This window comes from Synechococcus sp. WC101 (genome assembly GCF_047461555.1).
In the GTDB taxonomy this organism is placed as follows: Bacteria; Cyanobacteriota; Cyanobacteriia; order Thermostichales; family Thermostichaceae; genus Thermostichus.
The window spans coordinates 20,188-32,115 of sequence record NZ_JANSHG010000004.1 but is presented as its reverse complement, the minus strand read 5'-3'; the positions used below and the strand labels follow the sequence as shown (position 1 = coordinate 32,115).

The 11,928-nt window shown below is 60.6% G+C and carries 10 protein-coding genes; 5 read left to right on the top strand and 5 right to left on the bottom strand.

Going from position 1 to position 11,928, the window contains the following annotated elements; translation table 11 throughout:
* The 3 genes from NW809_RS00615 to NW809_RS00605 all read left to right on the top strand — a co-directional run.
* Positions 1–809 (top strand): hypothetical protein (locus NW809_RS00615; RefSeq protein WP_414401321.1); only part of this gene is annotated, 809 nt, incomplete at its 5' end.
* A gap of 26 nt (positions 810–835) precedes the next feature.
* Entirely contained in the window at positions 836–1,867 is a 1,032-nt protein-coding gene (locus tag NW809_RS00610; protein ID WP_414401320.1) for a PLP-dependent aminotransferase family protein, read from the top strand.
* A 27-nt stretch (positions 1,868–1,894) separates the two neighbouring features.
* Complete coding sequence (locus tag NW809_RS00605) at positions 1,895–2,041, top strand: hypothetical protein (protein ID WP_206336951.1); 147 nt, start codon at positions 1,895–1,897, stop codon at positions 2,039–2,041.
* Positions 2,042–2,293: 252 nt separating this feature from the next.
* Here NW809_RS00605 and NW809_RS00600 read toward each other — a convergent pair whose 3' ends face one another.
* From NW809_RS00600 to NW809_RS00585, 4 genes are all read right to left on the bottom strand, one after another.
* Positions 2,294–3,421, bottom strand: a complete 1,128-nt coding sequence (locus NW809_RS00600) for a TMEM43 family protein (RefSeq protein ID WP_414401319.1) — start codon at positions 3,419–3,421, stop codon at positions 2,294–2,296.
* Positions 3,422–3,605: 184 nt separating this feature from the next.
* Positions 3,606–4,031, bottom strand: a complete 426-nt coding sequence (locus NW809_RS00595; protein ID WP_011430539.1) for a TerB family tellurite resistance protein — start codon at positions 4,029–4,031, stop codon at positions 3,606–3,608.
* Between the two features lie 88 nt (positions 4,032–4,119).
* Positions 4,120–5,967 carry an aminopeptidase P family protein gene (locus tag NW809_RS00590; RefSeq protein WP_414401318.1) on the bottom strand — a complete coding sequence of 616 codons (1,848 nt, stop codon included), beginning with the start codon at positions 5,965–5,967 and terminating at the stop codon, positions 4,120–4,122.
* Positions 5,968–6,098: 131 nt separating this feature from the next.
* Positions 6,099–6,542, bottom strand: a complete 444-nt coding sequence (locus NW809_RS00585; protein ID WP_414346436.1) for a rhodanese-like domain-containing protein — start codon at positions 6,540–6,542, stop codon at positions 6,099–6,101.
* A 202-nt stretch (positions 6,543–6,744) separates the two neighbouring features.
* Here NW809_RS00585 and NW809_RS00580 point away from each other — a divergent pair, with 202 nt between their 5' ends.
* Together NW809_RS00580 and ileS are read left to right on the top strand one after the other, a co-directional pair.
* Complete coding sequence (locus NW809_RS00580; protein WP_240527866.1) at positions 6,745–7,518, top strand: nuclear transport factor 2 family protein; 774 nt, start codon at positions 6,745–6,747, stop codon at positions 7,516–7,518.
* Positions 7,519–8,082: 564 nt separating this feature from the next.
* Entirely contained in the window at positions 8,083–10,848 is a 2,766-nt protein-coding gene (gene ileS / locus NW809_RS00575) for an isoleucine--tRNA ligase (protein ID WP_414401322.1), read from the top strand.
* A 29-nt stretch (positions 10,849–10,877) separates the two neighbouring features.
* On the opposite strand, the gene cysK is transcribed toward ileS, so the two are convergent.
* Positions 10,878–11,858, bottom strand: coding sequence for a cysteine synthase A (gene cysK, locus NW809_RS00570; RefSeq protein WP_011430534.1), 981 nt, complete (start codon positions 11,856–11,858; stop codon positions 10,878–10,880).
* Positions 11,859–11,928 lie beyond the last annotated feature (70 nt).

Sequence of the window (11,928 nt, the reverse complement as noted above, 5' to 3'; positions counted from 1 at the left end):
ACGGGCTACTGCCCTGGCTGGCTGAGGGAACCGGGATCCCCCCCGAAGGGATCCTGCGAGCTGTCTCGGCCCTGGCCTGCCTGGTAATCCTGCTGTTGTGCTGGAGCTGGGGCAATTTCTGGAGCGCTGGCCTGTGGGGACTCAGCCCCTGGGTGCTGACCCAGGGTTTGGAGCCGGGCAACGAGATCTTGGCCAGCCTGGTCTTGTTGGTCAGCAGCGGTGTTGGACCGGGATCCCGCCTGCGCTGGGGGGGTTTGGCGCTGGCCTGTGCCTTGAGCTACAAAGTTTGGCTCTTGGCCCTGCTCTGGGGGGCGCTATGGACTAGCCAACACTGGCCGCGGCAGCGGTTGCAAGGGCTACTCTGGCTGCTGCTGGTGATTGGCCTCTCCTGGTTGCTGCGGGTCGAGCTGCCCGCCGATCCCTTCACCGGGACAGAGCGCTTTCCTACGGCGACGGTGTCCTATTCGCTCACCAGCCAAAGCGGCCTGGCTGTTCTGGCCACCTTGATGTTGCCCTTGGGGCTGGCCTTGGTGCGGCTGGGTTGGCCCTGGGCGGAACGCCAACAAACCCTGCTCAGCTTGGCTGGTTTGGGCCATGTCCTGTGGATGGGGGTGCTAGCAGCTTGGCTTTGGGATCCCCAGATGAACCTGTTGCAGCAAAGCGCCCGTTGGGGCCTGGTGGCCCTGCCCTTTTTGTGCCTGAGTGCCGGTGGCGTCTTGGCGGAGATCCCCTGCCGGGGCTGGCGACAGTTTTTGGGATCCCTGATCTTAGCCAGCTCGTTCTTGTTATCGTGGCAAGCGTTGGCCTGAGTTCTTCTCCTGCCTTGAAGATTCGGATGCGGCCCCTCTTAGAGACCCTGTTCGCCCGGCGGGCCCAGGCGGTGATCCCGCCTCCTGTTGGCGCGGAGATCGCTGGGGCGGTGCCGGTAGTAACCAGTTTTACCTTTGGCCTGGCGGATCCGCGGTTGTTTCCCAAGGCCGACCTGGCGCGGGCGACAGCGGAGGTGTTGGCGGAAGATGGGGATGCTGCCCTCAATTACGGCGGCACCTTTGCCGGGTTGATCGAGGTGGTGCAGCAGTTGATGCGGGCCAGAGGGGTGGAGGCGCAGCCGGAAAACCTCTTGATCGGCTATGGCTCTGGGCAGATCCTTGGCCTCTTGCCCCAGGTCTTTGTGGAGCCGGGGGATGTGGTGATCGTGGAGGGGCCCACCTTCATGGGGGCGGTCAGCCGTTTTGCGGCGGCAGGGGCGCGTCTGATCTCGATCCCGGTGGATGGGGAGGGCATGGTGGTGGATCGCCTGGAAGAGGTGTTGCGCGAGCTAGCCCGCCAAGGGATCCCACCCCGCTTTATCTACACCATTCCCACCTTTCACAACCCTAGGGGCCGCACCCTCTCTTGGCCGCGGCGGCAGAAGCTGCTGCAGTTGGCAGCTGAATACGGCGTGGTGGTGGTGGAGGACGAGGCCTACTACGACCTGCGCTTTGTCGGGGATCCCTTGCCCAGTTTGGCCGCGCTGGATAAAGAGGGCTGGGTTCTGCACGTGGGCACCTTTTCCAAGATTGTGGCGCCGGGGGTGCGGGTGGGCTGGGCCTGTGGCCATCCCGAGATCATCCGCCGCTTGGAGATGTTTCGCAGCGAGGGATCCCTGGGGCCTTTTTTGGGCCGGGTGGTGGCCCGATACTGCGGGGAAGGCCGCCTAGAGAGCCACATTCAGCTTTTGATCCGCCGTTACCGAGAAAAGTGCCACCTGATGTTGGAGGCCATCGCTCAATGTTTTCCCCCTGAAGTCAAGGTGGAGGCCCCTGGGGGTGGATTCTTTATCTGGTGCGAGCTGCCCCCTCCCCTGAGTGCCAACACCTTGCTGTAGGCCACCCGAGCGCTGGGGGTAACTTTCTTGCCGGGTACCCACTGCTTTGCTGATGGCCAAGGGGATCACGCCCTGCGCCTCGCCTTCAGCTACCAACCGGAAGAGCGCATCCTCAGCGGCATCCAGATCCTCGGAGAGCAACTGTACAAACTCATGGGCCAACGATCAATATAGGAAAAAGAATCTGCTAGGGCAGCCACAAAGCGGCTCTTAACCTTCGGGGATTAGTAGGTTGGTCGCTCCAAATTGCGTTGAAACCGTTTGCCTTGATCCCCAGCTCCTTTTGTCCTTCGGGAGAGAAGTTGGGGGTGAGGGGAAAGTAAGAGGAATCGAGACAAGCTATTTCGCTGCTCTTCGGAGCAGCCATATTTGTTTGAATGGATGCAGCAGCGCTGCAAGCTCTTTGCTGTGCCGGCAGAGGAACTCTTAAAAACCTGCCACTTGCCGTCTGGGACGTCGCCCCAGCACGTTGAGGATGAAAACTCCCGCCACACCCAAACAGAGGAGCAGCGCCACCGGATTATGCACTATCGATGAGACTAAAATAGTCGTCCCTGTTAAAACCAAGGCTATGAAAAAGGTGACCACTCTCGTCATAGATCGCCCCAGGCCGCTTAGAAAAGGAAAGATGCTGAGCATCGTATGAAGGGGGACGAAGAAAGAGTCGGCCCCGATCCACATCATCAAGAATCCCACAAAGCGCAGGATCCAAGTCAGGGCATTGTGTTCGGCAGCAAGACGCTCAATGGCTGCAAATCGATCGCTGGCAAATAGCCGATAAAATCGAATGCTGCGCGGCCCCAGGTAGCTCTCTAGGCTGTTAGGGGTGGCCAAACGACCAAAGACAGTTACTTGAGTTCCGCTGTACAAGGCAGTGTACGAAGTTCGCATATCGCCAATTTGTGGATTGGCCAGGGTTCCCCGCCCCTTGAAAACATAAGAGCCTTCCACCCTAGCTGGGATCCCCGGGATCAACGTTTGGGGCTCCAGAGGAACAGCGTAGGGAGTTTCGATCTGCAAATCTTGCATTCCAATTCGGTAATTCCCAATTTGAGCCTGGCTGACTCGAAAGAGTTGGCTGGAAAAAGCCATCGGTGGGTTGACGTGCTCACTGCTGCGATAAAACCGGCTTGAATCTTCAGGGTTTTCCGTCCAGACTTTGGTGTAAGTATAGATTGTCTCTCTGACTTCCGATCCGCCAAACTCCTCTTGAGTGCGAGTTTCTTTTTCCTCTTCCCAAGCATACATTTCCGCCTTGCGCCTGACGGCAATATACGGCCCTGGCCGCAGGAAGAGATTATCGCCCAAAAGCTCATTGCTGGTAATTGGGCCTGTGAGCGATACTAAGCTTCCAAGAGGCGCAGAGGGCGAGCCCAATGGACTGATTTCAATGGCCCCAGTTGCCACTTGGGCAAGGTTGACCCGCCCCTCATTCCAAAACAAAAGCCAGAACGATCCCAAAAATAAAATCAATCCAACAAACACTGATACAAAAGAACTGGCCAGCCGCGAGCCAAACCCAACCCGCTCTACCTGTCTATAACGCTCAGCCATAGCCCTGTCCCCAGCGATGACTTCAGTCTAGCACAGCCCCTTCTATTTATCCATGAAATCTAGCCGTTTTATAGAATTATAGAATTCAGAGCAAGTTTTTAACTTTTCCAAACTTATGTCTATTCCAGAAGTAGATTGCACCTCGTACAGGTTATGAGAACCCTATTTTTCAGCTAAGAATTGATTAAGCAATGTCCCCCCTTACAGCCTTGACCAGGCGCCGGAAAAACTGCCCCACGCCCTTCACCAGATGGGGTGCCGATTCTGGGCGAGGCGGGATCCCTGCCATTAGGGTGTAGTAGTCATCCAAAAGGTCGTGCTCTTCCGGAGAAACGGCGTTGTCGGCCATCATCAGGTTGCCGATTGCCCCCAGAAGTTGTAGGCGCTCGGTTTCGGTGGCCTGGGCGAGATAATCGGCCATCCAGCGCTCCGTTTGCGCCATCGGAATGGGCTCTTGGATCAGCTCTCGCAGCTCGGCATCGTGCTCCAAACCATAGCGGCGCAGCAGGGATCTCAGATAGGCCAACTCCTGCGGCTCTAGGTGCCCATCGGCCCAGGCGGAGCCGGCCACAATTTTGAGGATGAGCCGATGTTGGGTTGTCGGGTTCATGGCGGGATCCCTTGTCGCTAGAGGTGCCGCTGGCGGTCGGGGTTCTGGGGCCCTGAGCGAGCTGGGAAGGGGCTGGCCAGGGGCAGTCTCACTCGGCGAGGCCGCAGGCGCGTTTTAACCAGGCGGCATCTTGTTCTGACAAGGTGGCGTGGTGAATGGCGTAGACCTGGCGGTGATACTCATCAAGCCAAGCCCGCTGTGCCGCGTCTAGGAGATCCCAATCGATCAAACGCCTGTCAAAAGGGATCCACGTCAGAGAGCGAAAGCCCATCCAGCCCTCTGGCTCGGGGAGGGCAACCACCTCGTAGAGGTTCTCCAGGCGAATCCCGCCCCAGCCTGGCTGGTAGTAACCTGGCTCGATGCTGGTGATCATGCCTACCTTGAAGGGGGTGCTGGCGCGGCGGTGGATCCCATTGGGCCCCTCGTGGACGTTCAAAAAGGCGCCGACGCCGTGGCCAGTGCCGTGGCCGTAGTCTAGCCCTGCCTGCCAGAGGCTGGAGCGGGCAATGCCATCCAAAGAGAGGCCGTAGGTATCGGGGGGGAAGATCTGGCGGGCGCAGTGAATGTGGGCTTTGAGCACCTCGGTGTAGCGCCGCTTGCACAAGGGATCCGCGGGTTGCGAGCCAATCCAGAGGGTGCGGGTAGCGTCGGTAGTGCCCCCCAGGTAGTGGGATCCCGAGTCCAACAGAAACAACTCGCCTGTCTGCAAGAACTTCTGGGGATCGGGGGTGCCGTAGTGGACGATGGAGCTGTTGGCGCCGGCCCCGGCAATGGTGTTGAAGCTCAGGCCCACCCAATCCCCTTCCTCGCGGTAGTGGGCCTCCATAACAGCGGCCACATCGGCTTCGCTGATGGGGATCCCTGCTTGGATTTGCCGGTCAATCCAGGCCAGGGTGCGGATCTTGGCCCGGCTGGCTTTGCGGTTGGCCAGGCGCATCTGCTCCAGCTCGGTGGGGTTTTTGACCGCCTTGAGGAGATCCACGGGGTGATCCAACTCGCGACAGGTTGCCCCCCGCAGCAGCTCTTGCGTGCCCTGGGTAGTCTGCTTGGGATCTACTCCCACTGGCCCGTAGCGCTCGGCCCACTGGGGCAGTTGTTCCCGGTAGGCCTCGTAGGGCCAGAGCTCTACCCCTGCCTCAGCCAGCACTTGCTTTGCGGAGGGAGTGAGGCGCTCCAGATCAGTAAACAGGGCAACCCTCTCCAGGGCAACTAGCGCATAGGCGCGGAAGACCGGGTTGTAGGGAATGTCGGAGCCGCGCAGGTTAAACAGCCAAGCTACCTGATCCAGTTTGGTTAGGGGCAACAGTCCCACCCGCTTGCGGCGCATCTCCTGGCGCACCTGGGCCAGCTTGTCGCTGGGGGGGGCTCCGCAGAGCTGGGCAGGGACAGGGTAGATGGGTTGCTCCAAGAGGGCTTGGCTAGATTCCTTGGCCAGCTTGTCCAGTGGGTTTTCGCTAACCGGCACCAGCAGCACTCCTCCGGCTTGGGCGTGGGCTTGCAACTGGCGGTAGGTGGCCACCGACACCGTAAAAGGATCCACCCCCAGGCGAAAGCCGGATCCCAGCTCTTCCACGATCTCCATCAGGCTGGGCTGATCCGGCAGGCCGCCTTTGATCACCGTAAACAGGTCGGGATCCACTTCCCGCTCCGCCTGCTCGTGGTAGCGGGGATCCACCCACAGCCAGGCGCGGTCTTGGCTGATTAGGGCATCGCCCACCGAGCCGGTAAAGCCCGTGATCCACTGCCGCCGCTTGCGATATTCCAGCAAATACTCATTGAGGTGCTCATCAGCCGAGGGCACCCAAAAGCCATCGAGATTTTGTTCCTGCAAAAGCTGGCGCAACTGCTGCAAACGAGTGGCAATATCCAGGCGGGGCAGGGTTTGGAGCATGGTGGGGATGAGAGGGAGATCTGGGCCGATGACCTTAGAGACCAATATAGTTCTCTTTACCTTGGGAAAGCAGATGGGAAGAGAGGAACCGGCTACCTAGGCCGCTGGTCAACTGCGAAGCAGTAGCCAAGGGCTTCTGCGTTATTGCTAGGCGACGCGGTTGCGAACGCACCGCTCTAACTCCCCTCTCCCTCTGGGAGAGGGGCTGGGGGTGAGGGCGCTTCTGGGAGAGGGGTTGGGGGTGAGGGCTGAGATTCGGGAAAGCCGGCCTCTCGCCAAGCGCGGATCCCGCCGTCCATGGAGATCACGCGGCGGTAGCCCATCTTTTGCAGGTTATCGGCTGCCAGCGCCGAACGAAAGCCGCCGCCACAATAGAGGACAATCTCGGCTTCTTTGTCTGGGATCACCTTCTCGATGTCCCGCTCAATAATGCCTTTGCTGAGGTGAATGGCGCCGACGATGTGGCCGGCCTGCCACTCCGACTCTTCCCGCACGTCGACCAAATAAAAGGGATCCCCTTGCAGTTGTTTCTGCCTGACTTGCTCGACTGTCAGCTCTTGGATGCGGCTTTTGGCCTCGTTGACCAAAGCTAAGAAAGCAGGGGAGTGGTGGGACGCCATGCACACCTCGCCGAGAACCCAGCTCCCAGGATAAACCCAGGCCCACTCCAGTGAGGCAACGCCAAACCTCAAAACCTCGATCCTCAGCAAGCTAAACTAAAGAAAGGCAGATTTGCCGCCGGAGGCCCCCAGTTTGAGCTTCCAATCCACCCTTTCCCAACTGCTTGGGTTCCTTGCTCTGACTTTGAGCTGGGGGATCCCTTTGCCCAGCAAGGCAGCGGCCCAGGCTGCCCCCTTGCCTCTGGAAAGCGGGATCCAAAAACAGGTCTCCGCCCCGGCACCGGCTCCCTTGGTGAAGTGGCTGCAAGAGCAAATAGAGGCCGCCAACCGGCGGGATCTGGAGGAGGTGATGGCCGGCTATAGCCCCGACTTCCGCCACCGCGACGGCCTGGATCGGCAGGGGGTGGAAAGGGCCATTCGCAAGCTGTGGGAGGCCCATCCCCAGCTGACCTACGCAGCGGAAATTCTCTCTTGGCGGCGGCTAGGCCCTGAGATCGTGGCCGAGATCGCCAGCCAAGTGCAGGGATCCCAATCTTCAGCGCGGGGGGAGTTTCAGGTGCAGGCCTCTGCCCTGGTGCGCAACCGCTACCGCCCGAATGCGGCCAAGCCGGAGCAACTGCTGTTGGTGGAGCAGGAAGTGCTGCGGGAGGCCAGCACCCTCACCTCCGGCTCGGCGCCCCCCACCGTCACCTTCAGGTTGCCGGAGGTGGTCAAGCCGGGATCCCCCTACTCGCTGCAGGCCATTGTGGCCGAGCCCCTCGCCCAATCTTTGCTGTTGGGCGCCGTCGAGGAGCAGCCCGTGGCTGCGGCCGGCTACTTAGATCTAACTTCGTTTGCCCTTGAACCTCTGCAGGCGGGCGGGCTCTTCCTGCAGGCAGATGCGCCGCCAGAAGCTGGCGCCCGCTGGCTCTCGGTGATGCTAGTCAACCAGAGTGGCCTTGTTGTCGAAAGCCGGCGCCTCGTCATTCAACCCTGAGGGATCGACAGCCCTTAAGGACTCTTGACCTGGGTAGTTGTTGAGATCTTTTGGGCGAAGCTGAGATTTGAGAGGTCTGGAAGCCCTCGGAAGATTTCTGCTCGACTCCAAGCCCCGGCGGTCGTCGAAAACTTGCAGAAAAACTATCCGCTCTCCCCCACCACCCAGGCAAAACAGGCGGTCCAGGAGAGAGCGGTCTAGCGGGCCTTCAACTGGAACCTGACTGCCGGGAGGAACTCCAAGCGAGCCAGAACGCGAAGACTCCTCAGCAAGCTAAGGATCTGAGTTCAGGCCGTTAGAGAACAGCCCCGGCGCACAGCCGGCTGAACCCAACTTGACGACCCTTACAACAACTATTATCTGGCATCCGCTGGAACCTCCCTTACTCAACGACATCCTGAGGCTAGCACAAATCTTTACCAAGGTGGCGGGCCGGATCCCTTCCCCTCAGGCCAAGGAGACTGAGAACGAGGCAACGGCGTAGGATAGAAGGACGCCCTTTAGCCTGCTCAAGTTGCCGTGGACTACAAAAGTACCCTCAACCTGCCGCAAACCCAGTTTCCCATGCGGGCGGAGGCTGCCAAGAGGGAGCCCGCCATCCAAGCCTTTTGGCAGGAAGAGCAAATCTATCAGCGTCTGTCGGAGAACAATCCTGGGGATCCCTTTGTGCTGCACGATGGGCCGCCCTATGCCAATGGCGACATCCACATGGGCACCACCCTCAACAAGATCCTCAAGGACATCATCAACAAGTACCACCTCCTGCAGGGGCGCAAGGTGCGCTATGTGCCCGGCTGGGATTGCCACGGTCTGCCCATCGAGCTGAAGGTGTTGCAAAGCCTCTCCCCCCAGGAGCGGCAGAGCCTCACCCCCCTACAACTGCGGCAAAAGGCCAGAGAGTACGCCTTGCACTACGTCAACGTGCAGCGGGCCAGTTTTCAGCGGCTGGGGGTATGGGGAGATTGGGATCGGCCCTACCTGACCCTATCGCCGGAGTACGAGGCGGCCCAGATCGAGGTGTTTGGCCAGATGGCCCTTAAAGGCTACATCTACCGCGGCCTCAAGCCCGTCCACTGGAGCCCCAGCTCCCAGACAGCCCTGGCGGAAGCGGAGCTGGAATATCCCGACAACCACATCTCCCCCAGCATCTACGTAGCTTTTCCTCTGCAGAGCCTCAGCCCGGCGGCGCAGCCGATTTTGGAGCCCTTCTTGCCAGGCCTGCGGGCGGCCATCTGGACGACTACCCCGTGGACGATCCCGGCCAACTTGGCTCTCTGTTTCAATCCCAAGCTTACCTATGCGGTGGTGGAGTCTCCCCGCTTCGGCCTACTACTGATTGCCGCCGATTTGCGGCAGCGGCTGGAGAAAGTCCTGGAGACCCCCTTAGAGGTCAAGGCCACCCTGCCGGGATCCGCCCTGGAGTACTGCCAGGGACGCCACCCCCTCTTCGACCGCAGCAGCCTCTGTGTGCTGGGGGACTATGTTACCACCGAGTCCGGCACCGGCATTGTCCACACGGCGCCGGGGCATGGGGAAGAGGACTTCAAGACCGGCCAAAAATACGGCCTGCCCATCCTCAGCCCTGTGGATGAGCAGGGGAGATTCACCGCCGAGGCCGGATCCCAGTTTGTCGGGCTAGATGTGCTCTCCAAAGAACCAGAAACCAGTGGCAACCTAGCTGTCATTAAGGCTTTGCGGGCTGTCGGCGCCCTGCTCAAGGAAGAACCCTACAACCACAAATACCCCTACGACTGGCGCACCAAAGAACCAACCATCTTCCGGGCCACCGAGCAGTGGTTTGCCTCTGTAGCCGGCTTCCGGGAGCTGGCTCTGCAGGCCATCAAAACCGTGAAGTGGATCCCGCCGGAAGGGGAAAACCGCATCACCGCCATGGTCAAGGAGCGCTCCGACTGGTGTATCTCCCGCCAGCGGGCCTGGGGCGTGCCCATCCCCGTCTTTTACGACGAGGAGACCGGCGAGGTGCTGCTCACAGCCGAAACTATCGACCACATCAAGGCCATCTTCGCCCAAGAGGGATCCGACGCCTGGTGGAAGCGCCCGGTGGAAGAGCTGCTGCCGGAGCAGTACCGCCGCCATGGCCGCACCTACCGCAAGGGCACAGACACCATGGATGTCTGGTTTGACTCCGGCTCCTCCTGGGCGGCGGTGGCCCGGGCACGCGGGTTGGGCTACCCCGTGGATCTCTACCTGGAGGGTTCCGACCAGCACCGGGGTTGGTTCCAGTCCAGCTTGCTGACTTCCGTGGCCGTCAACGGCCAGGCCCCTTACAAGGCGGTGCTCACCCACGGCTTTGTGCTGGACGAAAAGGGCCAGAAGATGAGCAAGTCCCTGGGCAACGTCATCGATCCCCTGCTGCTCATCAACGGCGGCAGCAATCCGCAGACGGATCCCGCCTACGGGGCCGATGTGCTGCGGCTGTGGGTCTCCAGCGTCGACTACTCCGGCGATGTGCCGATAGGCAAGACCATTCTGGCGCAGATGGCGGATGTCTACCGCAAGATCCGCAACACGGCCCGCTTTTTGCTGAGCAACCTCTACGACTTCAACCCGGCGCAGGATGCTGTTCCTTTTGAAGCGTTGACGGAGTTGGATCGCTACATCCTGCACCGCCTGCAGGAGGTGGGAGCGGAGATCACCGAATCGTTTGAAAACTACCAGTTCTACCGCTTTTTCCAAGCGGTTCAAAACTTCTGTGTGGTGGATCTCTCCAATTTCTACTTGGATATCGGCAAGGATCGCCTCTACATCAGCCACGCCCGCAGCCTGCGGCGGCGGCAGTGCCAGACGGTGCTGTCGCTGGTGCTGGAGAACTTGGCCAAGGCCATTGCCCCAGTGCTCTCCCACCTAGCCGAAGAGATCTGGAGCTACCTGCCCTACCCCAAGCCCACCCGCTCGGTGTTCGAAGGGGGCTGGATGCGGCTGCCGGAGCAGTGGCGGGATCCCCAGTTGGCCGCCACCTGGGAAAAGCTGCGGGCGGTGCGGCAGGAGGTGAACAAGGCCCTGGAGCAGGCCCGCACCGACAAGGTCATCGGCGCTTCCACCGAGGCCAAACTCATCCTCAAGGTGGCGGATCCCCACCTACATGCCCTGCTGGAGGAGCGGGCAGCCGAGCTGCGCTACCTGTTTATCACTTCCCAAGTCGAGTTGGTCAAGGCCGGCCCTGGAGAGGAGGATCTACAGGTTGCCGTTCAGCCAGCGGAGGGGAAAAAATGCGTGCGCTGCTGGAACTATTCCACCCGGGTGGGCGAGTTTGCCGAACACCCAGAGCTGTGCGAGCGCTGTGTGGCAGCCCTGGCCGGCGAATTTTGAACGTCGGATGGATTGTCGGAATTGTTGGCCTAGGTTGGGTTGGCCTGCAGGATCCCGGCGTCGGCCTCCTCCCGCTCCAGGTTGCGGAAGAGGGGCGTGCTCAGGTAGCGCTCGCCAAAGCTGGGCTGGATCATCACGATCAGCTTGCCGGCGTTTTCCGGTCGCCGCCCCACCTGGATAGCGGCAGCCAGGGCTGCCCCGGTGGAGATGCCGGAGAGGATCCCTTCTTCTTTGGCCAGGCGGCGGCTGTAGACCATGCTCTCCTCGTCATCTACCGCAATTACCTCGTCCAGCAGGTCGCGCCGCAACACCTCCGGCACAAACCCCGCCCCGATGCCCTCGATGCGGTGAAAACCGGGCCGCCCTCCACTTAAAACAGCACTGGCCTTGGGCTCGACGGCCACCAGTCGAATGGAGGGTTTTTGGCTTTTGAGGAAGCCGCCTGCCCCTGTGATGGTGCCGCCGGTACCCACCCCCGCCACCAAGATGTCCACCTGGCCATCGGTATCCTCCCAGATCTCCGGGCCAGTGGTGCGGGCGTGGATTTGAGGGTTGGCCGGATTGGTGAATTGGCCCAGCATATAGGCATTGGGGGTGCGGCGCACGATCTCTTCGGCCTTCCAGATGGCCTCCCCCATGCCGCCGGCGCTGCTGGCCAGGTGCACCTCTGCTCCGTAAGCCTTCAGCAGCCGCCGCCGCTCCAGGCTCATGCTCTCAGGCATAACGATGATCAGCCGGTAACCCTTGGCAGCAGCAGCCATGGCCAGGCCAATGCCGGTATTGCCAGAGGTGGGCTCCACCAAGATGGTCTTGCCGGGGGTGATCAAGCCAGCTCGTTCGGCAGCCTCGATCATGCTCACGGCAATGCGATCTTTCACCGAGGCGGCAGGGTTAAAGCTCTCCAATTTCACGACGATCTCAGCCAGACACCCTTCGGATTGAGGGATCCGGTTTAGCCGCACAAGAGGGGTACGACCGATGAGCTGAGTGATGTTGGCGGCAATTTTCATGGTTCACAAAAAGGCAGAAACCGATCGCGACAGCAGGCCGTCGGCCTCAAGTCCAGAGCAGCCGAGGGCC